The organism is Vulcanococcus limneticus LL (assembly GCF_943369875.1).
Lineage (GTDB): Bacteria > Cyanobacteriota > Cyanobacteriia > PCC-6307 > Cyanobiaceae > Vulcanococcus > Vulcanococcus limneticus_A.
Window position 1 is genome coordinate 86,894 of the sequence record NZ_CALROT020000003.1, and the last position, 25,095, is coordinate 111,988.

Below are 25,095 nucleotides of genomic sequence, written 5' to 3' on the forward strand. Positions count from 1 at the left end.
GTCCTGCGACCCGTCAGGCCTGGATGGCCAGCCGGGTCGTCCAGCTGTCGCGCTCCGGATCGTGTTCGCGGGCCGTGGCCCAGCGGATGCAGTTACGCCCCTCACTCTTGGCGCGGTAGAGGGAGGCATCCGCGGCGGCGTAGAGATAATCGAGATCGAAGCCGAGATGTTCCGTGGCAGCAGCGCCCAGGCTGATGGTCACGGGAATCAGGGTATCGTCCCAGAAACACTCACTGAACTCCACGCTGTCGCGGAGGCGCTCGAGCACCTCATCGGCCATCACGGCATTGCAGCGCAGCAACAGGGCGAACTCCTCACCCCCCAGGCGCGCCACCAGGTCACTGTCCCGCAGGCCATCCCGCAGGATGTCGGCCAACTGCCGCAGGACCGCATCGCCAGCCAGGTGACCATGCTGATCGTTGATCCGCTTGAAGTGATCGATATCGATGATGGCGAGCACGTGGGACGTCTGGGAGACCTCGGCCTGGAGCAGGGCCTGCTGGCTCAGGTCCATGAAGTTGCGGCGATTGGCCAGCGCGGTGAGGCCATCGGTTTCCGCCAGCTGCTGCAGGCCAGGCAGAAGCTGGCGGCGCAGGGCCCAGGTGAGGCTCCAGAGCATCAGGCCCAGGATCAGAGCACTGCTGATCACCATCAGCAACACCAGGTGCAGCACCCCGCTGTTGGTGGACTGGGTGCCGAGACTGATCAGGATCAGATACCGGCTCCGCTTCGGATCGATGCCGAACTGAAACAGCTGCACCTCCCGGAAGGCCATCTGGGTGGTCTCCCAGGGCCAGTGGAAGGGATGCCCCTCCAGCTCACAGGGCTTGGACGTGGGTGACGCTGCCGAAGAGTTCCGAGCCAGGAAGCAGTCGATCCGGCGCTGGGTATCGGCTTCCCGGAACATGGAAATTCTGCGCAGATCCTGAATGGATCGGTTGAGCAGGGCCTGGCGCGAGCTGAGGATCGTGCGCCCGCTGGCATCGAGGACGAGCACCGCATTGAGCACATCGCTCTGGCGGAACAGGGGCTGGTTGCGATAGAGCTGGAGCGCGGCCTGCCTCTCCGGCAGGGTGGCCTCCAGCTGGAGGATGGTGCTCACCGACTGGCTGATCTGGTCGGCCTGGGTGGCCACATCCCGATTGGCCTGGAGCACCGCCAGAGAACCACCGGCCACCCCGGTGAGCACACTGCCGATCAGGCCCACGGCCCCCACCAGGAGCAGCAGCCGTTTGTTGACCTCCTCAGCCAGGGCGGAGCGCAGCATCTAGGTCGTCATCCCTGGATAAGGAGACTCAGGGGGAGGCTCGCCCGGAGGGGGGCCGGCCTGCATGGGCGTGCCGGGATCGGGGATCCTGGTCTGGTTACCAACGTAGAACTTCGGCCGACCGGGAGTGCCCCCCACCGGATAGAGAGTGAGCTGATTCCAGAACGGAGTGCCGTCACGGCGGTAGTTGATCAGCTCCGCGGTGCAGGGCTCGCCGTTGGCGATCGCCTGGCGGATGGTGGCCGTGGTGGCGGGATCCGTGAGGGGGCCGCGCATGAAACGGCAGTTGCGGCCGAGGGTTTCAGCCTCGCGATAGCCCGTGAGGTCGTAGAAGGCCTGATTGGCGTAGATCAACGGGGTATCCGGCTGACCCATGTCCGCAATGGTGACCCCGACGGTGGAGCTGTCCACCACGGAGGCCAGCAGGGAGAGTTCCTCCACCTTGCCCCGCAGGCGCTGCTGAATCGCCTCCTCGCGGTGACGGGCCTCGAGCAGCTGGCCGTTGCTGCGCTGCAGCCGGGCGGACTGGCGCCGGAACAGGTAGACCGCTGCGCCTGCCGTCACACCCACTAGGGCGAGATAGAGCCCCAGATAGGCGAAATCATCACCGCCTTCGGTGTGGAGGTCCTTGATGGTGATCTCCTGGATGCCGCGCACATCGCCCAGCTTCCAGTCGCGCTTGGGCGAGTCGGGATGGGCGTTGTGGCAGGTCACGCAGGCCTTGCGCATCAGCACCGGTGTCGCCAGCCGGTAGCTGTCCTCCCCGAAGAGGGGGGTCTGCACCTTGGTGAACTGCTGCAGCCGCGGGTTCTTGCGAAACTGACTGAGGGCCTCGAGTTCGAAGGAATCGAGGGGCCGGGCACCCCGGCCCCGGAAGGGATAGTCGGAAATGAAGCGGTACTGGATCCGACCATCGTCATGGGCCTGCTCGAACAGCTGACCCAGCTCGATCGAGAGGGTGGCCGGGATGGGGATGCCGCCGTGGATCTCGCGGTAGCGATCGGTGAGAACGGCCTTCCCATCCGATTCCTGAATCCGCTGCACCACGTTGTCGGAGTAGTAGCGGCGGATATCCGTGACCAGGGTGGAGATTTCCCTGGCCTGGAGCTCCATCTGCGACTTGTCCATGCGGCCCAGGGTGCCCACAAGCACCACCGGCAACAGCAGCAGGCAGAGCAGGAACAGGCCGAGCACCACGTTGGCCGTGGTGACCCAGGCGGGGCGGCGGATCCGGGACAGCAAGGGCGAAGCACCCACCTCAGACCACCGCCACTACCTTCGCTGCGGTAAGTCTATGGGCGATTCAGGGCCAGCGTCCACACGCCTGAGCCAACGTCCTGCGCCTCAGGCCAAAACCTCAGCGGTAGCTGCGGGCGCTGGGCTGGATCGCCGTGAACTGGAGCGGCTCGCTGTGGCGCTGCGGCTCGGCCCCCTCCCGAAACTCCCAGGCGGCGATGTGGGCGAACTGCGCGTCGTCGCGGCGGGCCTCCCCCTCGGGGGTCTGGTGTTCCTCGCGGAAGTGGGCCCCACACGACTCCTCCCGGGCCAGGGCATCGCGCAGCATCAGGTCCGCCAGGGGGAAGAAATCGGCCAGCCGCAGGGCCTTCTCCAGTTCAGCGTTGGGACCGCTCCGCTGCTGGGGCAGCCGCAGGTCGGCATGGAACGCCGCCTCCAGGTCCGCCACCTGCTCCAGGCCGCGCCGCAGGCCGTCGGCGTGGCGGCTGATGCCGCAGCTGTCGATCAGCAGCAGGCCCAGCTCGCGGTGGAAGCCATCCACCGGGCGCCGGCCCCCCACCGCCAGCAGCGCCGCGATCCGCGCCTCGGCGGCGGCCTGGGCGGCGCGGCAGGCGGCGTGATCGGGGCCCACCTCCGGCAGGGGCTGGCCCGCCAGCCAGGCCGTGACCGTGGCCGGCGCGATGAACAGCCCATCGGCCAGGCCCTGCATCAGGGCGCTGGCACCCAGCCGGTTGGCGCCGTGCTCGGAGAAGTTGGCCTCCCCCAGCACGAACAGCCCCGGGATCGTGCTCATCAGGTGATAGTCGACCCAGAGGCCGCCCATCGTGTAGTGGGGGGCGGGGTAGATCCGCATCGGCACGGCCAGCGGGTCATCGCCCGTGATCCGCTCGTACATGCCCAGCAAATTGCCGTAGCGGGCCTCGATGGCACCGCGGCCCTCGCGGGCGATCGCCTCGGCCAGGTCGAGGTACACCGAGCGGCCGCCGGGGCCCACCCCGTGGCCGGCGGCGCAGAGCTCCCGGGCCCGGCGCGAGGCCAGATCGCGGGGGGACATGTTGCCGTAGGCGGGGTAGTGCCGCTCCAGGAAGTAGTCGCGCTCGGCCTCCGGGATCTCGGCGGGGGGCCGGCCATCGCCGGGGCGGACCGGCAGCCAGAGGCGCCCGTCGTTGCGCAGGCTCTCGCTCATCAGCGTGAGCTTGCTCTGGTGGGGATCGCCGCTGGGGATGCAGGTGGGGTGGATCTGGGTGAAGCAGGGGTTGGCGAACAGGGCCCCCTGGCGGTGGGCGCGCCAGATGGCGCTGGCGTTGGACTGGAGCGCGTTGGTGGAGAGGTAGTAGACGTTGGAATAGCCACCCGTGGCCAGCAGCACGGCATGGCCGGTGATCGTCTCCAGGGCACCGCTGACCAGGTGGCGGCAGACCACGCCGCGGGCGACGCCATCAACGGTCACCAGCTCCACCATGTCGCGGCGGCTGAGCAGCTCCACGCCGCCGGCGGCCACCTGGCGCATCAGGGCCTGATAGGCGCCGTAGAGCAGCTGCTGGCCGGTCTGGCCGCGGGCATAGAAGGTGCGGCTCACCAGGGCGCCGCCGAAGCTGCGGGTGGCCAGGGTGCCGCCGTACTCCCGGGCGAAGGGCACCCCCAGGGCCACGGCCTGGTCGATGATCGCGCCGCTGATCTCGGCCAGCCGGTGGCAGCCGGCCTCGCGGGCGCGGAAGTCGCCGCCGCGCACGGTGTCGGCGAACAGGCGGGCGATGCTGTCGCCGTCATTGGCGGTGTTCTTGGCGGCGTTGATGCCGCCCTGGGCCGCCACCGAGTGGGCCCGGCGCGGGCTGTCGTGGAAGGTCAGCAGCCGCACCCGGTAGCCCTGCTCCGCCAGGGCGGCGGCGGCCGAGGCACCGGCCAGGCCGCTGCCCACCACCACCACGGTGAACTGGCGCTTGCGCAGCGGACTGATCAGCGGCAGCCCCTCGCGGCAGCGGGTCCAGGCGCCGGCCACCGGCCCGGCGGGGATGCGGGGGTCGGGGGTCATGGCCGCAGCACCAGCAGCAGGGGCACCAGCACAAAGCCGCCGGCCAACCCCGCGGCCAGGGCGCGGCCCCAGCGGCGGATCCGGGCCCCGTTGGCGGGATCCAACAGCCCCAGGCTGCGGTGGGCGGCCTCCGCCCCATGGAGCAGGTGCAGCCCCAGCGCCAGGGCCGCCGCCAGGTAGAGCGCCAGGGCGGCGGGGGAGGCCAGGGCCGCCCGCAGGGCCGCCAGCTCCTGGCCAGCCGCGGGCCGCAGCCAGCGCAGCTGGGCCAAGTGAACGGCCAGGAAGACCAGCAGCAGCGTGCCGCTGAGGGGGGCGCTGCGGGCCGCCAGGGCCGCGAGCGGCTCGCCGCGGCGACTCACCAGGCCCGCAGAACCGGCTGGACGGGGCTCGGCGCCGAGCTTGGCTCGGCGGTTGGCGAGGACCTTGGCCACCGCCAGCACCAGGTGGGTGAGGGCTGCCGCCACCAGGGCCAGCTCCGCCAGCGGCAGCCAGGGGCTGGCGTGCAGGGCGGCGGCGTAGGCCTCGAAGCGCAAGGGATCCAGCGGAGCCAGCGCTACCCCCAGCAGGTGGGCCAGCAGAAACAGCACCAGGCTCAGCCCCGTGGCCGCGACCCAGCCGGAGGCTAGACGCCCGGCGAGGGGACGCGGGACCACGGGGGGCGCGAAGGGGCCACCGGCGTCCCGGTCAGGGGCGGAGAGAGCCCTTGCCAAGGGGCGAGAGGCCTCCACGCCGCAACGATCCACCATTGACCCGAATCCTACGGAGTGCAACCGGCTGGCCCGTCGGGCCCAGGGCCAGCAGGATGGGCCCAGCTGCCGGCCGCCGGCCATGGCCCTGAGCTTCCGTGACCTGCAGGCCCAGCTGCTGCCGGACTGGGGCGACGAGCAGGGCCGCAACGGCACCGACTTCGACCTGCTGGTGGTGCCGTCCCTGACGATGGACCAGGCCCAGATGGAGCTGGTCACCGGGGCGCACCACTACGAGGAGCGCCAGCTGTTCTCGCTGGTGCGGCTGCGGGATCCCGGCGTGCGCGCCATCTACGTGACCAGCAAGCTGCTGCCCGAGCTGGTGGTGGATGCGGTGCTGGAGCTGCTGCCCGGCGTGCCCACCTCCCACGCCCGCCGTCGCCTGCACCTCTTTGATGCCGACGACGCCTCGAGCCGGCCCCTCACCGCCAAGCTGTTGGAGCGGCCCCAGCTGCTGGCGCGGATCCAGGAGCTGCTGCGGCCCGGGCGCAGCTTCATCGCCTGCTACGTGGTGACCGAGCTGGAGAAGCAGCTCTCCGAGCGGCTGCAGGTGCCCCTGCTCGGCACCGATCCGGCCCTCGGTTACTGGGGCAGCAAGGCCAGCAGCCGCGAGCTGTTCGCCCGCTGCGGCGTGCCCCATCCCCCCGGCAGCGGCCTGGTGCACAACCTCGACGACCTGGCCGAGGTGACCGCCGAGCTGTGGGAGGCCCAGCCGCAGCTGCGGCGCTGCGTGGTGAAGCTGAATGAGGGCTTCAGCGGCGAGGGCAACGCCCCCCTGGATCTGGAGGCGCTGCTCCTGGATGGGCTGAGCGGCGCCCAGCGCCGCGGCCGCATCCGCCAGGCCCTGGAGGAGCTGGCGATGCCCCCGCCCCAGTGGCGCGAGCTGGTGGCCCAGCAGGGGGCCCTGGTGGAGGCCTGGCTGGAGGGCGGCGACGCCCTCAGCTCCCCCAGCGTGCAGGGCACGATCCACCCAGGCGGTGGCGGGCGGCCCGGCACGGTGGAGGTGCTCTCCACCCACGAGCAGATCCTGGGGGGCCCCAGCGGCCAGACCTACCTGGGCTGCCGCTTCCCCGCCGCCGAGCCCTACCGGCTGGAGCTGATGCGCCACGGCCGGGCCGTGGGCGAGGCCCTGGCGGCGGAGGGGGCCCTGGAGCGCTACGCGGTGGACTTCATCGCCCGCCACATCGACGGCCAGTGGGACCTGCAGGCGATCGAGGTGAACCTGCGCCAGGGCGGCACCACCCACCCCACGATGGCCCTGCGGGCCATCACCACCGGCGAGCTGGATCCCACCACCGGGCTGTTCCGCTCGCCCACGGGCCAGCCCCTGCACTACATGGCCACCGACAACCTCTGCGATCCCCGCCTGCGGGGCCTGCTGCCGGTGGATCTGATCGACATCGTGGCCGACGCCGGCCTGCACTACGACCCGGCGCGGCTGCAAGGGAGCGTCTTCCACCTGCTGGGCTGCCTGTCGCAGTTCGGCAAGCTCGGCATGACCTGCATCGGCCGCAGCGACGCCCAGGCCGGGGCGGTGTACGAGGCCACGGCCAGCCAGCTGATCGCCCGGGCCTCGGAGCTGCTGGCTCAGGGCTGACTCCAGGCGCAGGCAGCGGCAGCGAGACTGGCAGCCCACGGCAATCACGGCGATGGCGGTGCGCGAGGTGCTGCGTCTGGGGGATCCCCGCCTGCGGGAGGTGGCCCGCCCGGTGCCTGATGCCACGGCAGCGGCCATCGCCGCCCTGATCGGCGACCTGCGCGACACCATGGCCGCCCGCCAGGGCGCCGGGCTGGCGGCTCCCCAGATCGGCGTGCCCCTGCGGGTGGTGATCTTCGGCATCACCCGCAATCCGCGCTACCCCGAGGCGCCGCCGATCCCGGAAACGGTGCTGATCAACCCGCTGATCACCCCCCTGGGCAGCGGCCGGGAGCTGGGCTGGGAAGGCTGCCTGAGTGTGCCGGGGCTGCGCGGCTCGGTGCCCCGCTGGCAGCGCATCCGCTATGCGGCCCTCGACCCCCGGGGCCGCCGGGTGGAGGTGGAGGCGGAAGGCTTCCACGCCCGGGTGGTGCAGCACGAGTGCGACCACCTCGACGGCCTGGTGTTTCCCGACCGGCTGGAGGATCCCGGGCAACTCGGCTTCACCGAGGAACTGCAGGCAGCGGGCCTGATCCCCTGAGGGTCCCAGCCGCGATCCGCTAGGGCTGGGGAGCCTGCTCGATCCGGTCGCGGCCGGCCCGCTTGGCCCGGTAGAGGGCGGCATCGGCCCGGGCGATCAACGCCTCCGGACTGCCGCTGGGGTCGTGGGAGGGCCGGGCGGTGGCCACCCCGAGGCTGATGCTCACCACACCGGAGGGCGTGCGGGGATGGGGCATGCCGCAGGCCCGGGTCGCCTGCAGCAGCAGCTCGGCCAGGTGCCGGCTGCCCACCGCATCGGTGCCGGGCAGCAGCAGCACGAACTCCTCACCGCCATAGCGGCAGGCACTGTCCACCGGGCGGCGCAGCCCCGCGCGCAGCACCTGGGCCAGCTCGCGGAGGCAATCGTCCCCCCGCTGATGGCCGAGCTGATCGTTGTACGCCTTGAAGAAATCCACATCGAGCATCACCAGCGAGAGCGGCTCTTCCCGCCGCGCCGCATCCCCCCAGGCGCGCTGCAGCTGCAGTTCCAGACAGCGGCGGTTGCCCAGGCCCGTGAGCGGATCCTCGAGGGTGAGCCGCTCGAGCTGCCGGTTGGCGACCTGCAGATCCGCCGTGCGCTCCTCCACCAGCTGTTGCAGATCGCTGTTGCGGATCTCGAGCTGCCGCTGCTGCTGGCGCCGGAGCCTGGCTTCCCGCAGCAGCAGCCCCACGCTGGCGGCACAGAGCACGAGCACGAACACCACCTCGCCGATCTGGAGCCAGGTGAGTTCCTGCTCCACCAGGCGCCGGAGGGCAGTGCCGTCCACCCGGTACAGCACGTCGGCATCGAGGGCCGGCAGGGGGGCCACGATCAGCAGGTCCCCACCATCCGCCAGGGTGATCAGCTCCAGGTTCGCCCCGCTCGGCCGGGCCCGCTGCCGCTCCCTGAGGGCCTTGGCCAGGACGGGACGGTAGTGGGCCGGCACGGTCTGCCCGCGGGAGGGGGTCGCCCCCTGACGCACCAGCAGCTGGCCGTCGCGGCGGGCGACGAACAGGGGCGTGGAGCCCAGCACCTTCTGCCCCGGATCGGGGGTGTTGAGCCAGCGGAGCAGATCGGCCAGCACCAGATCGTGGCCCACGGCCCCAGCCCAGCGCCCGTCCTTGTAGAAGGGCGCCACCACGCTGATCAGCCACTCCCGCGCGGCCGGGTCGTAGTCGGGAGAGGTCCAGCGAGGCCGCCCCTGGGGATTGACCCCGGGCGCCGTGAGCTGCACCCAGGGCGTGGAGCGGTAGTCGAGATCGGCGCTGGCGTTGACGATGAAGCGGGGGTTGCCGGGCCAGAAGATCACCTCCCCGTTGGTGAGGGGCAGAACCCAGGTGTTGGCCAGCAGGTCGGTGCCCGCCCCCAGGCCGAAGAGGGTGGTGATCCGCTGCGCCCGCACGAAGAAGCGGCGGGTCTCCGGCGTGAGGGGCACCCCCGGCGGGATCCACACACCGGCCTCCTGCCTGGGATCAAAGCGGCTGGGGCGGGAGCGCCAGGCACCATCGGGATCCTGGGCGACGATCGACTCCAGACGGGCGTCCTCCCCTGGGTCCAGGGGGGACGGCGAGGACAGCACACGGGCGTAGCGGCTGAGGCTCCGCTCAGCCTGCTGAAGGCTGCGGTTGAAGTGGTGCACGTCCTCCCGCACCCGCGCCTGCTGGCTGGCCAGGGTCTTGTCGACCAGCTGGCTGGACACGCGGCGCTCCAGCCACCAGGAAGCGGCACCGCCGAGCAGCACGATGCAGCCCAGCAGGAGCCAGCCCCTGCGGGCCACACCCCGGCTGATCGGCGGGCTGGGAACGCTCAAACGCCTCCTGGACCGTCAGCGCCCATGGTGCCGGCAATCCGCAGGGCGCACCACGGATGGAGCAGGGATCAGCCCGCCTCAGCCCGGCCCGGCACCACCAGCACCGGGATCGGCGCGTGGGTGAGCACCCGCTGGGTCTCACTGCCGAGCAGCAGACCGGCCAGGCCGCGGCGGCCGTGGGAGGCCATCACGATCAGGTCGCAGCCGCGCTCGCGGGCCACCGTCAGGATCGCCTCGTAGACCACCGGATCCACGCTGGTCACCGCGTCGGACTCCAGCCCCGCCGCCGTGGCCGCGGCCCTGGCCTTGGCCAGCAGCTCCTCGGTCCAGGCGGCACTGGCCTTGGCGAACTGATCGCCCATCTTCGTGTCCACGGCTAGCCCCTCGCCGAAGATCGCCATGTCGGGGCGCCCGTAGAAGCTCTCCTGGGCGTGGAAGAAGGTGATCCGCGCCCCAAGGACACCGGCGAGGGCCACGGCCTGCTGCACGGCCGCCTCCGAGAGCTCGGAACCGTCGGTGGGCACCAGCAGGTGCCGGGCGGGCAGGGGGCTGGCCATGGCCGGGGGGACGGATGCCCCGAGGCTAGGAACGATCGCCCGTGGCGCCCAGCGCCTCCAGCCCTGCTCCCGCCGTCCGGCCCCCTGGCCAGGGCCGGGGGCAGTTGCTAGCTCTTGGGTCCACGTCTCGGGCCGCCATGGCTGACGACCAGGTGCAGGCCTTTCTGGAGCGGCTGCAGCACGATCCGGCGTTGCGGGGGCGCTTCGAGCAGGTGGGCGATGTGGGGGCCCTCTCCGCCGGGGTGGCCGCCGGCCTGGCCCGCGAGGAGGGCTACGCGATCAGCGCCGCCGACCTGATCCGCCACCAGGCCCGGCTGCTGCTGGAGCAGGGCGACGAGCAGCTGGAGCAGACCTGGTGGCGGCTGTGCGGCCGCCGCGGCATGGTGCTGATCCGCCACCACTGGGACAGCCCCGAAGCCGACGAGGGCGAGCGCCGGGCTCAGTGATCGGCCCAGTTCATGCGCATGTAGTCGTCGAGGAAGGTGCCCTCCGGCAGCGGGCCAGCCACGAAGCGGAAGCCGGCGAAGGTGTTCACGCCGGTGAGCTTCTGCCAGAGCAGCTCGGCCTGCAGCACGATCGGTTCGATCACCACGTCGTGGCGGAAGCGCAGCTCCAGGCCCTGGCCCAGGTCCAGGCGCGGGTCGCCGTGGATTAGCACACAGGTGCCCTCACGGGCCACATCCCAGAGGGTGCCGTGGTGGTGGGCCTGCGGCAGCACCAGCTCCACCCGCACGGCCCCCACCATGCTCGGCACCTCGTGGCGCGGGTGGGCGCGGCGGCTGGTGGCTGGCTTCATATAGGCGGAACCGCACAGAATCGCTGCATGAACCCTATACCTTCCCCGGGGTGAATCGCCGGGATTCAGGAGCGCCGAAGCCCCTGCCAGCCCGCCAGGTGGGAGGCGGCGGCGGAGCGGGCCAGGGCGCGGGCGGCCGGCAGGGCGGCGTCCAGCCGATCGGAGCCGAAGGGGGGCAACTGGCGGCTGCGCAGCCAGGCGCCCCAGCGGAATTCATGGAAGGGGATCAGGGGGGCGGCGGCCACCACCCCCTCCCGCTTCAGCTTCCAGATCAGGCTGCGGTAGGGGTCGTCCTGGGTGCCGGTGAGCTGATCCGGCAGGGCCGTGGCGGGCAGGGGCCCCAGGCCGCGGCCGTCATACAGGTAGAGCCAGCCACGGCTGTGGAGCTCCTCCAGCACCTGATGGCGTTCGCTCACCGCCAGCTGCAGGGCCACGTACCCGAAGCAGGTGGCCTGGGGATCCAGCTCCATCAGCCCCCGCAGCCGGTGGTGGCGATCCACGATCCAGAACTCGCCGCTGGCGCTGCGCACCAGGGGGGTGGGCTTCTTGCGCAGGTACTGGCGGCGCTGCTCGGGGGTGTCCTTGGCGAAATCGATCTGGCGGCTGCGGATCTCCGCCATCCCCACACACAGCTGGGTGGGCCGCAGCTGGGCCAGGGGCACCTCCAGCAGCCCGGCCTCACCGGCGGGCGGCGGCGGCAGGGGCTGGTAAGGGGGAAGTCGCAGGGCCATGGCTGGAAGCTAGGGCGGCAGCCGCTCCCCGCAACGGGCCGGGCGATGGGCCGTGCCGGTGGGCCGTGGCGACGCCGGCAGGCCCTGGCTAAGCGTGTCCATAGTCAGGACGACACGGTTCCCATGGCAGCCCCCATCCCCCGCGGCCTGACCACCGCCGGCCGGCCGCCCAGGCCACGGCAGACGGGGCCCCAGTCACCCCGGGCTCCACGGGCGTGGCGGCAGCGGCTCCGGGGGGTGCTGCTCGGCCTGGTCCTGGGCCTGGGGCTGCTGCTGGCACCCGCTGGATCGCCGACGTGGGCCGCACCGACCAGCCAGGAGCAGGCCGGGCCAGCCAGCGCCCTCTGTGCGCCGATCGATACGGCCGGCGTGGCGGCCCTGTTCGATCGCTGGAACGCCGCCCTGGCCAGCGGCGATCCCGAGCAGGTGGCGGCGCTCTACGGCGACGATGCCCTGCTGCTGCCCACCCTCTCGCCCATCCCCCGGGCCGACCACGCCGCCATCGCCGACTACTTCGTGCAGTTCCTGGCCCAGGCCCCCGAAGGCCGGATCGACAGCCGCACGGTGCGGCTGGGCTGCAACGAGGCCCTCGATGCCGGCACCTACAGCTTCCTGCTCCATCCGGCGGGCCAGGAACCCCGGCGGGTGGCGGCGCGCTACTCATTCGTCTACAGCTTCGACGGAACGGACTGGCACATCCAGCACCACCACTCCTCGCTGATGCCGGCCGCAGCGGCCTGAGGCGGGCGTGGATCGCGCAGGCGCCAATGGGTGGCGCCTGAATCGCTCACGACACGCCGCTCAGGAGCGGCGCACCGCATCCACCAGCCGCTCCGAGAGCGTGGTGGGACGCAGCTCCACAGCGGATCGATCGCCGAGGGGTTGGTCCGGGGCGGCCTCGGCGGCAAAGTCGCGCTCGAGGATCTGCAGCCGCCGCTCCCGCAGGCAGAACTTGCAGCCGCCGGTGGTCTGCAGGTGCTTCTCGGGGGTGATCTTGATGTCGCGCACCGGATGGATGGTGCAGCGGATCGTCACCGGGGTCTTGAAGCTCTTGTAGACGATGGCGCCGTAGTCGTAGCGGTTCCCGAAGCGGGCGACGGCCCGGGCCAGAAAGGTTTCGCGGCTGATCGGACTGCCCATCGGCTGGTCGCAGGTTCCTGGGAAGGGCCGCAGGTTCCGGGAGTGAGGCGGGCCCGCCTGACTGGCGTTTCGCCTGGGGGCCAGGGTAAGGAGATCCGACAGGCCTGGCAGCGCCTCGCCGTGCAAATCGTTTCAATGGGCGGGCCCTCGGATCGCGGGCAGCTTCCATAGCGGCCTGACAGGGCGATCTGATTGGGCAGCCTTCTCCGGCGGCGGGAGCGGGCACGCCTGACCTGGCGGCCAGGATGGACAGACGGACCGGGGCAGGGGACATGACAGATCCGACCAACCAGGCCGCCGCAGGCCCGGCGACCTCCGACCACCCGGCCCAGCACAGCCCGGCGGACCCGGACCCTGGGCCCGCCGGCGCAACCGGCAGCAACGTCTCCAGGGACAGCCTGGAGCTGTTCACCCGCAGCTGGCAGGCCTATCGCCACGTGGTGGACCTGGACCTGATGGAGCACCGGGCCCTGACCGCAGCCCTGGAAACCCTCCTGCTGCAGCGCGGCGGTGGGGCGCCCCTGGGCTGGATGGCGGATCTGGGCTGCGGCGACCTGGGCCTGCTGGCCCCGATCCTGCGGCGGCTGCCGCTGGCGGGCCTGATCGGCGTCGATGCCGCCGCCGCGGTGCTGCCCCTGGCCGCGGCCCGGATGGAGGGCAGTCCCTTTCCCTGCCAGTGGGTCAGCGCCGACCTGCTGGCGTGGAGCGAGGCCCGGCGCGACCAGCGGGTGGCGGACCCCCACGCCCCCGGCGCCGAGCCCCTCAGCCTGGTGAGCTGCCTGTTCGCCCTGCACCACCTGGACGACGCCCACAAGCGGCGCGTGCTGGAGGCCCTGCGCCCCTGCCTGGCGGCCGATGGCTGTCTGCTGGTGGCCGACGTGTTCCGGGCCGACGGTGAGGACCGGCCGACCTACATCCAGCGCTACCTGCAGCGCGTCGCCAGCCAGTGGCAGGAGCTGCCCGCCGCCGAGCGGCAACTGGTGGGCGACCACCTCAGCGCCAGCGACTTTCCGGCCGAGCGGGAGGCGTTCCGCCAGCTGGCGGCGGCGGCGGGCTGGCGGAGCCGCTGGCTGTGGAACGGCAGCCATGGGGCCGAGGCCCTGCTGCTGCTGGAGCCCAGCCGGTAACCCCGCCAGCCCCACCTGGGGGGCCACCTCCCGATCAGCTGTCGCGATCGGGCCGGCGGCGCAGCAGCCACAGCAGCAGGGCCAGCCCCCAGGCGGGCAGGCTGGCCCAGAACCCCAGCCAGAAGGCGCGGCTGCGGCATTCGGCCGGACGCTCCTCAGGCCCGGCCTCCAGCCGCAGCGGACAGGCGTGGCTGAGGGAGGCCACCCCGAGGCTGAGGGCCCCCACCAGCCCGGGCGGCACCAGGAAGGCCAGGCCCGCCAGCATCAGCACCAGGGGGGTGAGCAGCAGCAGCTCCACCACCTCCGCCAGGGGCCCACCGCCACGGCTCCGACGGCCCGAGGCCGGGGGCCGGCGGGGTCGGGGCCATGGCGCTGGGCCGGCATCGGCCGGAGGAGGGCCGGGCGGCTCGCCGCTGGGAACGACCGACCACGGCTCCAAAGGCAGCTGGGGATGGCCGCGCCGGAAGTCGTCCTGGGCCTTGGCGAGCAGGGCCTCCAGGAAGGCCACGGCCGTGGCGTCGAGGCGGTACCAGTCGCTCTCGGCCAGGCGCTGGGCGGCCAGGCGATGGCGCAGGAAGCGCAGCAGAGCGGTGGGGGCATTGACCGGGGCAACGCCGATCACCCGCGTGGTGGCCCCCACCCCCAGCCCAGGCGCCTGGGCCGGCCAGTCGGTCGCCACGCCGATCCGGTAGAGGCCGTTGGCGTTGGCCTGCAACAGGTAGAGGCAGGCGGGCAGGCCATGGCCAGGGGCCGGCTGATCGGACGATCCAGGGGGCTGACCAGCGGACATGGGGACGCGAACAGCCTCCGGGGCGTGGACCGGGACGGGAGAGCGGGCGCGGCCGGAGCCAGGCCCGGACGAAGCCATTGCAACCCCTCCTGGGTTTAGGTGCTCGGCGCCCTTTCGGCTGCGCGCCCCCGTCAGGCCCCAAGCCCCGCCGGGTGTCTTCGGGGCCGCGACGGCCGCGGCTCCCCAGCCCCGTGGCGGCCTGGACCCGACTCCAGCAAGCTGGCCCCATGCCTCCTGCCTTCCCCAGCCTGGCCCAGGGTCCCGGGCCCACACCGGACACCCGCCCCCGCTGGTTCGTCCCCGGCGACATCGACGGGCTGCTGGGCCTCGGCCTCGACAACCTGATCCAGATCCTGCTGATCCTGGGCCTCTGCCGCGGCGTGCTCGGCTACCCCGATGCGCTGATCTTCGGCAGCATCCTGCCGGCCACCGGCATCAGCCTGGTGGTGGGCAACCTGGCCTACGCCTTGCAGGCCCATCGCCTCGGCCGGCGCGAGCAGCGCGACGACCGCACCGCCCTGCCCTACGGCATCAACACGGTGAGCCTGTTCGCCTACGTGTTCCTGGTGATGCTGCCGGTGAAGCTCACCGCCCTGGACCAGGGCCTCACTGAGGCCGACGCCGTGCGGCTCTCCTGGGAGGCGGGCCTGATGGCCTGCCTGGGCTCGGGGCTGATCGAGGCGGGCGGTGCCTGGTGGGCCCACTGGCTACGGCGCTGGCTGCCGCGGGCCGCCCTGCTCTCCACCCTGGCCGGCATCGCCCTCGGCTACATCGCCCTGGGCTTCCTGCTGCGCACCTATGCCCAGCCGGTGGTGGGTCTGGCGGTGCTGGCAGTGATCCTGGTGACCTACTACGGCCGCCTGCGCCTGCCGATCCCCGGCGGCCTGCTGGCGGTGCTGGTGGGCATCCCCCTGGCCTGGGCCAGCGGCCTGATCCAGATCGACGCGGCGAGCTGGAACGCCAACGCCAGCCAGGTGGGCCTGCACCTGCCGGCGCTGCAGCTGGCCAGCCTTTGGGAGGGCCGCTCCCAGCTCGTGCCCTGGCTGGGGGTGATCGTGCCGATGGGGCTGTTCAACGTGCTCGGCTCGCTGCAGAACATCGAGAGCGCCGAGGCGGCCGGTGACGCCTACCCGGTGAAGAGCTCCCTGCTGATCAACGGCCTGGGCACGATCGCCGCCGCCGGGCTGGGCTCCTGCTTCCCCACCACCCTCTACATCGGCCATCCCGCCTGGAAGGCGATGGGGGCCCGCATCGGCTACTCCTGGCTGAACGGCCTGGTGATGGGGGCCCTCTGCCTGCTGGGGCTGTTCGGCCTGGTGGGGCAGCTGGTGCCGATCGAGGCGGGCATGGCGATCGTGCTCTACATCGGCCTGGTGATCGCGGCCCAGGCCTTCCAGGCCACGCCCCGCTCCCACGCGCCGGCGGTGGCCCTGGGCCTGCTGCCGGGCCTGGCGGGCTGGGGCGCGCTGCTGCTCAAGGCGGGCCTGCGGGCGGGCGGCGCCGGCAGTGCCAGCCAGCCCTTCGGGCCGGCGCTGCTGGCGCCCCTGCAGCGGGCCGATGTGTGGGCCAGCGGTGCGTTTGCCCTGGAGCAGGGCCAGATCATCACCGCCATGCTGCTGGCGGGAATGCTCGTGTACGTGATCGAGCGGCGCTTCCTGGCCGCGGCCCTCTGCGCCGGCCTGGCGTCAGCGGCCGCCTGGCTGGGGGTGATCCACGCCTGGCGCTTCACCCAGTCCGACACGGTGCTGCAGCTGGGCTGGGGCAGCGGCGGCAGCTGGGCCCTGGGCTATCTGCTGATGGCGCTGGTGTTCCTGCTGGCGGCCCTTCAGCGCGAGAAGGGCTCGTAGATCGGCATCCTGGCGAAGCCCAGGGGCGCCGGCACCGGATTGGGACCGGCGGGGATCGCCGTCACCGCAAACAGGTAGGTGTCGCTCTGGAAGGGGTTGCGCCAGGGCCGCAGGGCCACGGTGATGGTCTGGCCGGGCTGGGGCGGCTGGGGGAAGCGGACCCGGAAGACGCGGGTGGCGTCATCGAACTGCCCCTCCACGGGGATGGCTGGGCCCTCGCGCCGGGGTTCGCCCAGGAAGGCGCGGGTGCGCCCCACATCGAAGCTGAAGGTGCGATCGACGCCACGGGTCTGCTGCAGCTCCAGACCGGCCAGGCCCACCCCAGCGGCGGCCGGCAGGGCCACCGTGAAGTAATACTCAGCCCCCACGGCGCCCACCGTGCTGGTGTAGTTGCGGAATTCGACCTTCCACGGGGGCGAAACGAACCAGGTCTGCCCGCCGAGCTCCACGGCCCGGGCCGGGGCGGATGCGACGGCCAGCGGGGCCGCCACCAGGGCGCCGATCAGCCCAAAGCCAAGCCCAAGCCCCAGCACCGGCCGGGCGCTCACCGGCAGCTCCCGCCCACGGCCTGGATGTAGGTGTCCGCCAGCCGCTCGGCATCGGCCTGGCACAGGGTGCCGTTGGTGCTGATGGCGATCCGGTCCAGCACCCAGCGCCGGAAGCCGGGCGATCGCAGGGCGGTGCCGGGGGCCTGGCCCAGGATCTGATCGCGCACCTGCAGCCGCGCGCAGCTGGCCGCCATCTCCTCGCGCTCGGTGGGGGAGGTGATGAAGGCGTCGAAGCGCTGCTGCTGGGCCGCATCCACGGATTTGCAGGCCTGCTGGGCCAGGGCCGGTGCCCCGAGCAGCACCAGGGCGAGGCCGCCACCGGCGACACGGGCCAACAGACCGGCGCAGCGATCGGAACGGGTCATGGCGGGGAGAGTGCCGTTGCTCGAAACCTAGCCACGCCCGCTGGAGCAGACCGAAGCAACAGCCAGACCCTGACCGCGATCCCCAGGCGCAGGCCCGGACCTGGGCAGGGCGGGGTGGAGCGGGGATTTCGCAGCTGAGGGGATTTCGCCGCTGAGTTGATAGGGTTCGCCGAACGCCGGCCGGGGCCATGAACAGGGCTGAACTCGATGCCATCGAACTGATGCTGCGCGACCTGCACACCCGCCACGACGAGATCCGCCACCGGGCCGCCTTTCGCGGCTGCACCCGCGAGCTGCTGGCCCTGCAGCAGGAGCTGGTCCGCTACCTGATGAGCAAGCGCGAGGGACTCTCCAACCGCTGAGCGCCGAGCAACGCCGGCACGCCCCGCGGAACTCCCCAGGCCCGCCACGCTCCGGCTGGCCCCTGCGCTCAGAACCCCACAAGGCACCAAACAGCTCCAGGGTCCGCGGGCTCAGGGGTGGCGGGTCTGATCGGGGTGGATCGATGCCCCAGAGCCGGCATCGCCAACCCGATCCGGCAGATCGGCCACCTCGCTGCGCTCCAGCAGCCGGCCCTCCCAGGCGGAGAGCAGCCGCGGCAGCACCACCACCACGGCCAGCAGCAGCAGGGCGCCGAGGCCGAACTGGAGCACGCCGCTGAGCATGCGCTCGATCGGGATCCAGCGGCCGCCCAACCAGGCCAGGCTCACCATCGAGCCCGCCCAGAGCACGGCACCGGCCAGGTTGCAGAGCACGAAGCGGCGGTAGGGCATGCCCACCGCGCCAGCCATGGGGCCGGCCAGCACCCGCAGCACCGCCACGAACCGCCCCAGCAGCACGGAGAGGCCCGCACGGCGCAGGAAGCCTGTCCGCAGCCGCTCCATCGGCTCCGGCCCCTGCCCCAGCCAGCCGCCCACCCGCAGCAGCAGACCCCAGCCGGCCCGGCGGCCCACCCAGTAGCCCAGGTTGTCGCCGAGCACGGCCCCACCGGCCGCCGCGGCCATCACACCGAACAGGTTGAGCTGGCCGCTGCCGGCGGCGTAGCCCCCCAGCAGGGTGAGCGTCTCGCCGGGCAGGGGCAGGCCGGCGTTCTCCAGCAGCATGCCCACGAACACCACCAGGTAGCCCCAGCGCCCCAGCAGGGCCTGGAGGTCGGCGGTGCTGAAGCCCTCGATCACGGCCAGGGGGGCGTGGGGCCAGCCGAGCGACCCGGCGGGAAGCGGGGCGGCGAGCTGGGCGAGGAGGGCAGCGGCGAGGGGAGCCAGGGCGAATCCAACGCGGGAGAAACGTGAGGCGACGGCCCAGATCGGAGCATGGCAGGCCGCTGGACCGCCCAAGCCTCCGGGCCTGAGGCCGCCGGGGCGGTCCAGGAGCCTCAGGAGCTGAGGCTGGCGATGCGGGCGGCGCGGAAGGGCGTGGGGTCCTGGTCGCGGCGGTGGCGGCTGGGGATCTCCGGGCCCAGGGCCAGGCCATCGAGGGCGGCGGTGGTCTCCAGCGCCTGGCGCAGCCGCCGGGCCGCATGCAGCGACATGTCACGCGGCACCGAGATGCGATCCCGCAGGTAGCGCAGGCCCGCGGCCGTGCCGGCGGGCGGGCGGCAGGGGGCCTCGCCCACCAGGGTCGTGAGGGCCGCGCGCAGGGCCAGCTCCAACCGGGGGCCGCCGCTGCCGCCGGCCTCGGGGTTGAGGGCCAGCAGCCGCTGCCGGTGGCGGAGCACCCGGGCCAGGGCCTCGAAGGCGGCCCCGGCCGGCTCGGGCTGGCGGGTCTCGAGCAGGGCGGGGTCGGCGGAGGGCCAGGGGCCGCCATCGATGGCGGCGGCGGCGGCCCGCTGCACCGGGCTGCCGCTGGCCAGGCAGCAGCCCATCTGGGGCGGCAGGTCGTGGGCGTGGGTGTGGAAGTCGCCCTGGGTGCCCAGGTAGGTGGAGCGCTGCTCCAGGGCGCTGAACCAGCGGTCGATCGCCGGGTGGCGCTGGCGCAGCCCGTAGCCCTTGTAGTAGGCGAGCGAGGCGTTCATGCGTTCCAGGTAGGGCACGAACACCACATCGGCGCTGCTGAAGCCCTCCAGGAACCAGGGTCCGGGCAGGGCCTCCAGGGCCTGCTCCACCAGCTCGGCCATGCGCGTGAAGTGGCGGGCCGCCGGCTCGGCGAAGGGATCGGTGCCGGCGGGGCCCAGGGGGCCGGCGTAGCAGAGCCACTGGCACCAGGCCCGGAACAGGCGCCGCTCGAGCTGGCGCAACGCAAAGACCTCCGGGTCATCGAGGGCCCGGCCCAGGGGTCCGAAGGCGCCCTCGAGGCTGTGCAGGATCAGGTCGCTCTCGGTGATCAGCCGACCATCGAGCTCCAGGGCGGGCAGCATGCCGCTGGGCACCAGGCGCCGGTACCAGTCCTCCTTCTCCCCGTAGCAGTGCATCGTGACCTTGCGCACCCGGTAGGGGATGCGCTGCTCCTCCAGCCACAGCCACACCTTCTGGCAGTAGGGGCACCAGGCGTGGTTGTCGCGGTAGAGGGTGACGCGCACTTCGGCCTCGCTGCGGCCGAACAGGCGCAGCTCCGCCTGGGCGTTGGTGGGGCCGTGGATCCGCAGGGCCCGCCCGTCGGGGCCGGCGGGCAGCAGCGCATCCAGCTCCGACCAGCTCAGGGGAGCGGCAGCGGGAGCGCTGGTCAGAGGCACGGGCACGGGGGGTGGACTGGCCCCGTTCTAGCGATGGGGGGGGCGTGGTCAGGGAACGGGGACCTTTGCAGCCGTCACGACCGCGCGGACGGGGTCCGGCACCTAAGAAGGTTCGACCCATCTGGCTCCCATGGCTCCCTCGATCCGAGACCTCGCCCGCCGCGCCCTGGAAGCCCTGGGGATCAAGAGTGAGGGTCCCGCTGCGGACGGCATGACGGCGGCCAGCCCCGCCGCCGCGGTGATCGCGGCCCAGCCCGCCAGCCCCGCCGCTGTGAGCACCGGAGCTTCGCCAGCCGCCGGGGCGGCCGGCGGCGCCCAGGGCCACTCCTGGGTGAGCTTCGAGGCCCACGGTCCCCAGTGGGGCTTCGCCTTCTGGGAGCTCAGCGCCGCCGATCGGGCCCGGCTGGTGGAGGGCGGCCAGACCCTGAGGCTGCGGATCGCCGATGTGACCGGCCTCAACGGCCAGGACAGCTCGCCCCACGCCCTGCAGCAGCTGCCCGTGGAGGCCACGGCTGGCCAGTGGGGGGTGGCCCTGCCCCTGGGCAACCGCATCTACCGGGTGGAGCTGGGCTTCCAGGCCGCCGGCGGCTGGGTGCTGCTGGCCCGCTCGACCCCCACGCTGATCCCCGGCTACGACGAGGTTCCCAGCACCGCCAGCCCCACCAGCTTTGAGCCCTTCCAGGCGGTGGAGGCCGCGGCCAAGCCGCTGCTGGAGCCCGCCGCCAGCGCTGGCCTGCCCCTGCACGAGCTGATGTACCGCACCGCCACGCTGCGGCTGCGCCAGGTGGGCCGGGGCTCGGAGGCCTTCCACGAACTGGAGCTGATGGAGGGGGCCGCGGCCGGTCTGCAGGCCTCCGGCGTGGGCCTGTGGGCCAGCGGCCGCAACTCCTCCGGCGAAGGCCTGCTGGTGCGCCAGCGCTCCTTCTGGCTGGTGGCCGATGCCGAGCTGGTGGTCTACGGCGCCACCGAACCCGATGCCAGCCTCAGCATCGGCGGCGAGCCGGTGCCCCTCAAGGCCGACGGCAGCTTCCGCGTGCAGGTGCCCTTCCGCGATGGGCGCCAGCTCTACCCGATCGAGGCCGTGGCCGCCGACGGCGAGCAGCGCCGCTCGATCCGCCTGGAGTTTGAGCGCAGCACCCCGGAGGACCACACCAACCCGGCGGCCGAGGCCCGCGCGGAGTGGTTCTGACCAGCCAGGCACAAACCCCGGGGGTCTGATCGGCGGGGTTGTGAGCCGGGCGATCGGCCCCTCAGATCGCTGATCGCCCGCACTCGCGTTGCAGCTTGCATCGCTGTGGCGGCCAGCGGCGTTCAGGCGGCGGGGCGCTGACTAGAACGGAATCAGAGCCTCCGAGGTGGAGCGATGTTCCTCAAGACCCGCGCCGATGGCAGCCTGCTGGAGGTCCTGAGCCTCAAGCAGCTCGCCGATCCCTTTGCCGCCCAGGTGGACGGCCGCCTCCACGCCGGCGAAGAGCTGCAGGAGCAGGAGGCCTTCGCCAAGGCGGATCTGGTCTTCCCCTCGGGTGAGGACCTGCCCCGCTGCTGGGTGGATCCTGCCTATCAGCAGGGCTGAGGGCCTCCGGGCGCGGGCCCGGACGGGGAGCCTGAACGGCGATCCCGCAGCAACGCCTGCACGCTGGCGTCGTCGAGCTGCTCGAAGTGGCGGTACCAGGCCCCCACCGCCGTGAGCCCCTCCACCCGGGCCAGGGCCACCAGGCCATCCACCAGCCCCTCCAGGCTGGACTCCAGGCGGCGGGCCACCTCCCGATCGATCACCGGCACGGCCAGCACCAGCCGCGACGGAACGCAGCGGCGCAGGGAGGTGAGGGCCGCCCGGGCGGTGAGGCCGGTGGCGACGCCGTCGTCGACCACGAGCAGATGCCGGCCCCGCAGCGCCGAGGGCGGCGGATCGGCGAACAGCCGCTGGCGGCGCTGCAGCTCCAGGTCCTGCTCCTGCACCAGCTGACGCCGCAGCTCCCGGGAGAGGTGCAGCTGTTGCAGGTAGGGCTCATCCCAGAGCAGCACGCCCCCCGGCGCCAAGGCCCCCACCGCCACCTCCGGCGCCGCGGGGTGGGCCAGCTTGCGCACGGCCCAGGTGCAGAGCGGCAGGGCCAGGGCATCGGCCAGCTCCGCCGCCACGGCCACCCCGCCCCGGGGCAGGCCGATCACCAGGGCCTGGGGATCGCCGCGCCAGTGCTGCAGAGGCACCGCCAGCGCCTGGCCGGCGGCGGCCCGGTCGCTCCACAGGGGCGGCCGGGGGGAGGCGGCGGGGAACTCCGCCGGGGCATCAAAGGGAGACGGGGAGGGGCTCATGCCGAGGGCTGCAGGGGGGAGCCCGGAAGCGGCGGCCCCGGACGGGAGGACGCCAGCCGGTGGAACCGACGACGCCGTACCACCAGCTTGCGCAGTTCCTCGGCCAGCAGCATCACCACCGGCGCGAGGCCCAGCCAGCCGAGCAGCTCGGGCGGGAAGGGCGCCAGCTGGAAGGCGGCCGCCAGGCCGGGCAGCCCCAGCAGCAGGCCGAAGGCCAGCGGTTCGCTCACCAGGCCCAGCCACAGCAGCGGATTGGCGAACAGCGGCAGCTGGAGCAGCGAGCGCCACTCGGAGCGGCAGGCCAGCAGGTTGCCCATCTGGGCCGCCACGATCACCCCCAGGGTGACCGCCGAGGCCTGCCGCTGGATCGCCACCACCTCGGCGGCGGCGCTGTGGTGCAGCAGGGCGGGGGCAAGCTGGCGCAGCGCGGCCAGATCGATGCCGTAGTGGCGCCAGGTGAGCAGGTATCCCCCCATGGCCAGCAGGGCCTCGATCGGGCCCAGAAACAGGTAGGCGCGCAGCAGCAGCGGCCGGTTCATCAGCGCCTCGCCGGGACGCCGGGGCGGCGCCGCCATGGTGTCCGGGCCGGGCGGCTCGGCCCCCAGCCCCAAGGCCGGCAGCAGGTCGGTGCCCAGGTCCACCGCCAGGATCTGCAGCACCGTGAGGGCCGCCGGGATGCGCAGCAGCAGCATCGCCAGGAACGGCGCCACCTCCGGCACGTTCGAGGCCAGGATGTAGGTGATGAACTTGCGGATGTTCTGGTAGACGGCCCGGCCGTGGCGCACCGTGCTAACGATCGTGGCGAAGTTGTCGTCCACCAGCACGATGTCGGCGGCCTCGCGGGCCACATCGGTGCCGTTGCGGCCCATGGCCAGGCCCACATCCGCCGCCCGCAGCGCCGGGGCGTCGTTGACGCCGTCACCCGTGACGGCCACCACCTCGCCGAGGGCCTTGTAGGCCTGCACCAGCCGCAGCTTCTGCTCCGGCGCCATGCGGGCGAACACCAGGCGCGAGCGGAACTTGATCACCTGGCGCAGCTGCACGTCGCTGAGGCGGTTGAGGTCGTCGCCGCTGATCACCCGCACCGGATCGGCCATGGCCGCGTGCAGCCCGTTCCCGTAGAGCCCGTTGGGGACCGTGCCGCCGGAGTGGGGGCCCAGGCCGTCGTCGGGCGGGGGGTCCAGCAGGCCGATCTGGCGGGCGATCGCCTCGGCGGTGAGGCCGTAGTCGCCCGTGACCATCGTGACCTTGATGCCGGCCCGGTGGCAGGCGGCGATCGCCTCGCTCACCCCCTCGCGGGGCGGGTCGTAGAGCCCCACCAGGCCCACGAACACCAGGTTCTGCTCCTGCAGCGGCGCCGCCGGCTCCAGGGGCCGGCAGGCCACCGCCAGCACCCGCATGCCCAGACGGGCCATGTGGTCGTTGGCGGCCAGCACGGCCGCCCGCTCCGGGCTGCCCAGCAGCACCGCCACGCCCGCGCCCATGGGTCCGGGGGCAGCCGGATCCAGCCAGCGGTCGCAGCAGGCCAGCACCTCCAGGGGCGCCCCCTTGGTGATCGACAGCCGCTGGGTGGCGGCGGGCCAGCGGGGATCGGCCTGCCAGTCGAGCAGCACGCTCATCAGCCGCCGCTCGGAATCGAAGGGCAGCTCCTGCAGCCGCGGCAGCCGCCGCAGCTCCGCCTCCAGATCCAGGCCGGCCGCCACCGCCGCCAGCAGCAGGGCCGTCTCGGTGGGATCGCCCACGGCCCGCCAGGGCTCCGGGGCACGGCCGTGGTGCTCGAGGCGGGCGTTGGAGCACAGGGCCGCCCCCAGCAGCAGCAGGTCGGTGCTGCCCGGGGCGGGGCCAGCCGGGGGGGAGCCGCCGGGGGAGGTGCCGCCGGCGCTGGCGGCCCGGATGGGTTCGGGGCCATCCCCGGGTCGCCAGGTGGCCCGCAGGGCCATGGCGTTGGCGGTGAGGGTGCCGGTCTTGTCGGTGCAGACCACGCTCACGGCCCCCAGGGTCTCCACCGCCGAGAGCCGCCGCACCAGGGCGTTCTCCCGGGCCATGCGCCGCACCGCCAGGGCCAGGGCCAGGGTGACCGTGGGCAGCAGCCCCTCCGGCACGTTGGCCACGATGATGCCGATGGCGAACACCAGGCTCTCCACCGGCCCCATCCCCACGAACAGCAGGCTGGCGGTGAAGGTGAGCGCCCCCATCGACAGGGCGATGGTGGTGATCGTGCGCACGATCCGGCCCACCTGCAGCTCCAGGGTGCTGGGGGAGCACACCGTGCTGGCGGTGAGATGGGCCACCTGGCCGAACTCGGTCTCGGCGCCGGTGGCGTAGACGAGGGCGGTGGCCCGGCCCGCCGCCACGGTGGTGCCGGCCGGCAGCAGGTTGGTGGCCTCGGAGGTCTTGAGCCGCTGGGTGAGGGGCTCAGGGTTGCGGGCCACCGGCAGCGACTCGCCCGTGAGCACCGCCACATCGAGATAGAGCTGCACGGCCCGCAGCACCCGGCAGTCGGCGGGCACGTGGTCGCCCTCCTCCAGCTCGATCACATCGCCCGGCACCAGCTGATCGGCCGCCAGCTCCTGGAGGCTGCCGTCGCGCCAGATCCGCACCCGCCGCGGCAGCACCTGGCTGAGGGCCGCCAGGGTGCGCTCCGCCTGGAACTCCTGCCAGAAGCTGAACACGGCATTGATCAGGATCACGCTCCAGATCGCCCAGCCCAGCTCCGGCGTGCCCGCCACGAAGGCCATGGTGCCGGCGGCCCAGAGCAGCAGGGCCATGAAGTGGCGCAGCTGGTCGGTGAACTTGAGCAGCAGCGAGCGGCGCTTCAGCTGGGGCAGCCGGTTGGCACCGAAGCGCAGCAGCCGGAGCTCCGCCTCGGCCTGGCTCAGGCCCTCGGCGCCGCTGCCGAGGGCCGCCAGGGCCTCGGCGCAGCTGAGGCCGGCGATCGGCCGGGAGGCGGAGAGCAGCACGCG

General features: G+C 72.8%; 25 protein-coding genes. 9 read left to right on the forward strand and 16 right to left on the reverse strand.

The window, feature by feature from the left end:
• Positions 1-13 precede the first annotated feature (13 nt).
• The 4 genes from ACLV7J_RS04800 to ACLV7J_RS04815 all read right to left on the reverse strand — a co-directional run bounded on the left by ACLV7J_RS04800 (position 14) and on the right by ACLV7J_RS04815 (position 5,188).
• Positions 14-1,267, reverse strand: a complete 1,254-nt coding sequence (locus ACLV7J_RS04800) for a diguanylate cyclase (protein WP_411867983.1) — start codon at positions 1,265-1,267, stop codon at positions 14-16.
• On the reverse strand, positions 1,268-2,509 hold the full coding sequence (locus ACLV7J_RS04805) for a DUF3365 domain-containing protein (RefSeq protein WP_411867984.1): 1,242 nt from the start codon (positions 2,507-2,509) through the stop codon (positions 1,268-1,270). It abuts the gene before it with no gap.
• 115 nt (positions 2,510-2,624) lie between these two features.
• The gene (locus ACLV7J_RS04810; RefSeq protein WP_411867985.1) at positions 2,625-4,535 is read right to left on the reverse strand and encodes a fumarate reductase/succinate dehydrogenase flavoprotein subunit; all 1,911 of its coding nucleotides are present in this window, start codon (positions 4,533-4,535) and stop codon (positions 2,625-2,627) included.
• On the reverse strand, positions 4,532-5,188 hold the full coding sequence (locus ACLV7J_RS04815) for a succinate dehydrogenase (RefSeq protein WP_411867986.1): 657 nt from the start codon (positions 5,186-5,188) through the stop codon (positions 4,532-4,534). The genes ACLV7J_RS04810 and ACLV7J_RS04815 overlap by 4 nt, the downstream gene beginning before the upstream one ends.
• Before the next feature lie 175 nt (positions 5,189-5,363).
• Here ACLV7J_RS04815 and ACLV7J_RS04820 point away from each other — a divergent pair, with 175 nt between their 5' ends.
• Both ACLV7J_RS04820 and def read left to right on the forward strand, forming a co-directional pair.
• Complete coding sequence (locus ACLV7J_RS04820) at positions 5,364-6,878, forward strand: peptide ligase PGM1-related protein (RefSeq protein WP_411867987.1); 1,515 nt, start codon at positions 5,364-5,366, stop codon at positions 6,876-6,878.
• 52 nt (positions 6,879-6,930) lie between these two features.
• The gene (def, locus tag ACLV7J_RS04825) at positions 6,931-7,458 is read left to right on the forward strand and encodes a peptide deformylase (protein WP_411867988.1); all 528 of its coding nucleotides are present in this window, start codon (positions 6,931-6,933) and stop codon (positions 7,456-7,458) included.
• Between the two features lie 19 nt (positions 7,459-7,477).
• On the opposite strand, the gene ACLV7J_RS04830 is transcribed toward def, so the two are convergent.
• Both ACLV7J_RS04830 and ACLV7J_RS04835 read right to left on the reverse strand, forming a co-directional pair.
• Positions 7,478-9,247 carry a diguanylate cyclase gene (locus ACLV7J_RS04830; protein WP_411867989.1) on the reverse strand — a complete coding sequence of 590 codons (1,770 nt, stop codon included), beginning with the start codon at positions 9,245-9,247 and terminating at the stop codon, positions 7,478-7,480.
• 68 nt (positions 9,248-9,315) lie between these two features.
• A complete protein-coding gene (locus ACLV7J_RS04835; protein WP_411867990.1) occupies positions 9,316-9,804 on the reverse strand; it encodes a universal stress protein in 489 nt (162 codons plus the stop codon).
• 137 nt (positions 9,805-9,941) lie between these two features.
• Between ACLV7J_RS04835 and ACLV7J_RS04840 the strand changes: the two genes are divergently transcribed.
• Positions 9,942-10,250 (forward strand): Nif11-like leader peptide family natural product precursor, encoded by a 309-nt coding sequence (locus ACLV7J_RS04840; RefSeq protein WP_411867991.1) that lies wholly within the window; start codon positions 9,942-9,944, stop codon positions 10,248-10,250.
• Here the strand turns inward: ACLV7J_RS04840 and ACLV7J_RS04845 are convergent.
• Complete coding sequence (locus ACLV7J_RS04845; RefSeq protein ID WP_411867992.1) at positions 10,244-10,600, reverse strand: PilZ domain-containing protein; 357 nt, start codon at positions 10,598-10,600, stop codon at positions 10,244-10,246. The two genes, ACLV7J_RS04840 and ACLV7J_RS04845, sit on opposite strands and share 7 nt — an antisense overlap.
• Before the next feature lie 65 nt (positions 10,601-10,665).
• Positions 10,666-11,331: a ParB-like protein gene (locus tag ACLV7J_RS04850; protein ID WP_411867993.1), complete on the reverse strand. Its 666-nt coding sequence runs from the start codon at positions 11,329-11,331 to the stop codon at positions 10,666-10,668.
• A 123-nt stretch (positions 11,332-11,454) separates the two neighbouring features.
• Between ACLV7J_RS04850 and ACLV7J_RS04855 the strand changes: the two genes are divergently transcribed.
• Positions 11,455-12,072: an SgcJ/EcaC family oxidoreductase gene (locus ACLV7J_RS04855; protein WP_411867994.1), complete on the forward strand. Its 618-nt coding sequence runs from the start codon at positions 11,455-11,457 to the stop codon at positions 12,070-12,072.
• A 60-nt stretch (positions 12,073-12,132) separates the two neighbouring features.
• On the opposite strand, the gene ACLV7J_RS04860 is transcribed toward ACLV7J_RS04855, so the two are convergent.
• A complete protein-coding gene (locus ACLV7J_RS04860) occupies positions 12,133-12,471 on the reverse strand; it encodes a hypothetical protein (RefSeq protein WP_411867995.1) in 339 nt (112 codons plus the stop codon).
• A 272-nt stretch (positions 12,472-12,743) separates the two neighbouring features.
• Between ACLV7J_RS04860 and ACLV7J_RS04865 the strand changes: the two genes are divergently transcribed.
• Positions 12,744-13,598, forward strand: a complete 855-nt coding sequence (locus tag ACLV7J_RS04865; RefSeq protein WP_411867996.1) for a class I SAM-dependent methyltransferase — start codon at positions 12,744-12,746, stop codon at positions 13,596-13,598.
• A 34-nt stretch (positions 13,599-13,632) separates the two neighbouring features.
• Here the strand turns inward: ACLV7J_RS04865 and ACLV7J_RS04870 are convergent, their stop codons facing one another.
• On the reverse strand, positions 13,633-14,388 hold the full coding sequence (locus ACLV7J_RS04870) for a hypothetical protein (RefSeq protein WP_411867997.1): 756 nt from the start codon (positions 14,386-14,388) through the stop codon (positions 13,633-13,635).
• Between the two features lie 227 nt (positions 14,389-14,615).
• On the opposite strand from ACLV7J_RS04870, the gene ACLV7J_RS04875 reads away from it, so the two are divergent.
• Positions 14,616-16,235, forward strand: a complete 1,620-nt coding sequence (locus tag ACLV7J_RS04875; RefSeq protein ID WP_411867998.1) for an NCS2 family permease — start codon at positions 14,616-14,618, stop codon at positions 16,233-16,235.
• Here the strand turns inward: ACLV7J_RS04875 and ACLV7J_RS04880 are convergent.
• Both ACLV7J_RS04880 and ACLV7J_RS04885 read right to left on the reverse strand, forming a co-directional pair.
• Positions 16,214-16,783 (reverse strand): DUF2808 domain-containing protein, encoded by a 570-nt coding sequence (locus ACLV7J_RS04880; protein ID WP_411867999.1) that lies wholly within the window; start codon positions 16,781-16,783, stop codon positions 16,214-16,216. The two genes, ACLV7J_RS04875 and ACLV7J_RS04880, sit on opposite strands and share 22 nt — an antisense overlap.
• Positions 16,780-17,148 (reverse strand): hypothetical protein, encoded by a 369-nt coding sequence (locus ACLV7J_RS04885; RefSeq protein WP_411868000.1) that lies wholly within the window; start codon positions 17,146-17,148, stop codon positions 16,780-16,782. The genes ACLV7J_RS04880 and ACLV7J_RS04885 overlap by 4 nt, the downstream gene beginning before the upstream one ends.
• Before the next feature lie 188 nt (positions 17,149-17,336).
• Here ACLV7J_RS04885 and ACLV7J_RS04890 point away from each other — a divergent pair, with 188 nt between their 5' ends.
• Positions 17,337-17,510 carry a hypothetical protein gene (locus tag ACLV7J_RS04890; protein WP_198537580.1) on the forward strand — a complete coding sequence of 58 codons (174 nt, stop codon included), beginning with the start codon at positions 17,337-17,339 and terminating at the stop codon, positions 17,508-17,510.
• A gap of 111 nt (positions 17,511-17,621) precedes the next feature.
• Here the strand turns inward: ACLV7J_RS04890 and ACLV7J_RS04895 are convergent, their stop codons facing one another.
• Positions 17,622-18,485 (reverse strand): DedA family protein, encoded by an 864-nt coding sequence (locus tag ACLV7J_RS04895; protein ID WP_411868001.1) that lies wholly within the window; start codon positions 18,483-18,485, stop codon positions 17,622-17,624.
• A 38-nt stretch (positions 18,486-18,523) separates the two neighbouring features.
• Positions 18,524-19,825, reverse strand: coding sequence for a glutathione S-transferase family protein (locus ACLV7J_RS04900; RefSeq protein WP_411868002.1), 1,302 nt, complete (start codon positions 19,823-19,825; stop codon positions 18,524-18,526).
• A 124-nt stretch (positions 19,826-19,949) separates the two neighbouring features.
• Between ACLV7J_RS04900 and ACLV7J_RS04905 the strand changes: the two genes are divergently transcribed.
• Both ACLV7J_RS04905 and ACLV7J_RS04910 read left to right on the forward strand, forming a co-directional pair.
• Positions 19,950-21,008 carry a DUF4912 domain-containing protein gene (locus ACLV7J_RS04905; protein WP_411868003.1) on the forward strand — a complete coding sequence of 353 codons (1,059 nt, stop codon included), beginning with the start codon at positions 19,950-19,952 and terminating at the stop codon, positions 21,006-21,008.
• Positions 21,009-21,182: 174 nt separating this feature from the next.
• Complete coding sequence (locus tag ACLV7J_RS04910; protein ID WP_411868004.1) at positions 21,183-21,392, forward strand: acetyltransferase; 210 nt, start codon at positions 21,183-21,185, stop codon at positions 21,390-21,392.
• Here the strand turns inward: ACLV7J_RS04910 and ACLV7J_RS04915 are convergent.
• Positions 21,380-22,132 carry a phosphoribosyltransferase gene (locus ACLV7J_RS04915; protein WP_411868005.1) on the reverse strand — a complete coding sequence of 251 codons (753 nt, stop codon included), beginning with the start codon at positions 22,130-22,132 and terminating at the stop codon, positions 21,380-21,382. The genes ACLV7J_RS04910 and ACLV7J_RS04915 overlap by 13 nt on opposite strands.
• Entirely contained in the window at positions 22,129-25,092 is a 2,964-nt protein-coding gene (locus ACLV7J_RS04920) for a cation-translocating P-type ATPase (RefSeq protein ID WP_411868006.1), read from the reverse strand. The genes ACLV7J_RS04915 and ACLV7J_RS04920 overlap by 4 nt, the downstream gene beginning before the upstream one ends.
• Between the last annotated feature and the right edge of the window lie 3 nt (positions 25,093-25,095).

What these genes read in the sequence shown, in the direction of transcription:
- ACLV7J_RS04855 (WP_411867994.1), top strand. Translation starts at nt 11,455, where the DNA reads ATGGCAGCCCCCATCCCCCGCGGCCTGACCACCGCCGGCCGGCCGCCC.
- ACLV7J_RS04840 (WP_411867991.1), top strand. Translation starts at nt 9,942, where the DNA reads ATGGCTGACGACCAGGTGCAGGCCTTTCTGGAGCGGCTGCAGCACGAT.
- ACLV7J_RS04865 (WP_411867996.1), top strand. Translation starts at nt 12,744, where the DNA reads ATGACAGATCCGACCAACCAGGCCGCCGCAGGCCCGGCGACCTCCGAC.
- ACLV7J_RS04820 (WP_411867987.1), top strand. Translation starts at nt 5,364, where the DNA reads ATGGCCCTGAGCTTCCGTGACCTGCAGGCCCAGCTGCTGCCGGACTGG.
- ACLV7J_RS04905 (WP_411868003.1), top strand. Translation starts at nt 19,950, where the DNA reads ATGGCTCCCTCGATCCGAGACCTCGCCCGCCGCGCCCTGGAAGCCCTG.
- ACLV7J_RS04800 (WP_411867983.1), bottom strand. Translation starts at nt 1,267, where the DNA reads ATGCTGCGCTCCGCCCTGGCTGAGGAGGTCAACAAACGGCTGCTGCTC.
- ACLV7J_RS04835 (WP_411867990.1), bottom strand. Translation starts at nt 9,804, where the DNA reads ATGGCCAGCCCCCTGCCCGCCCGGCACCTGCTGGTGCCCACCGACGGT.
- ACLV7J_RS04860 (WP_411867995.1), bottom strand. Translation starts at nt 12,471, where the DNA reads ATGGGCAGTCCGATCAGCCGCGAAACCTTTCTGGCCCGGGCCGTCGCC.
- def (WP_411867988.1), top strand. Translation starts at nt 6,931, where the DNA reads ATGGCGGTGCGCGAGGTGCTGCGTCTGGGGGATCCCCGCCTGCGGGAG.
- ACLV7J_RS04810 (WP_411867985.1), bottom strand. Translation starts at nt 4,535, where the DNA reads ATGACCCCCGACCCCCGCATCCCCGCCGGGCCGGTGGCCGGCGCCTGG.
- ACLV7J_RS04850 (WP_411867993.1), bottom strand. Translation starts at nt 11,331, where the DNA reads ATGGCCCTGCGACTTCCCCCTTACCAGCCCCTGCCGCCGCCGCCCGCC.
- ACLV7J_RS04915 (WP_411868005.1), bottom strand. Translation starts at nt 22,132, where the DNA reads ATGAGCCCCTCCCCGTCTCCCTTTGATGCCCCGGCGGAGTTCCCCGCC.
- ACLV7J_RS04890 (WP_198537580.1), top strand. Translation starts at nt 17,337, where the DNA reads ATGAACAGGGCTGAACTCGATGCCATCGAACTGATGCTGCGCGACCTG.
- ACLV7J_RS04845 (WP_411867992.1), bottom strand. Translation starts at nt 10,600, where the DNA reads ATGAAGCCAGCCACCAGCCGCCGCGCCCACCCGCGCCACGAGGTGCCG.
- ACLV7J_RS04875 (WP_411867998.1), top strand. Translation starts at nt 14,616, where the DNA reads ATGCCTCCTGCCTTCCCCAGCCTGGCCCAGGGTCCCGGGCCCACACCG.
- ACLV7J_RS04885 (WP_411868000.1), bottom strand. Translation starts at nt 17,148, where the DNA reads ATGACCCGTTCCGATCGCTGCGCCGGTCTGTTGGCCCGTGTCGCCGGT.
- ACLV7J_RS04870 (WP_411867997.1), bottom strand. Translation starts at nt 14,388, where the DNA reads ATGTCCGCTGGTCAGCCCCCTGGATCGTCCGATCAGCCGGCCCCTGGC.
- ACLV7J_RS04910 (WP_411868004.1), top strand. Translation starts at nt 21,183, where the DNA reads ATGTTCCTCAAGACCCGCGCCGATGGCAGCCTGCTGGAGGTCCTGAGC.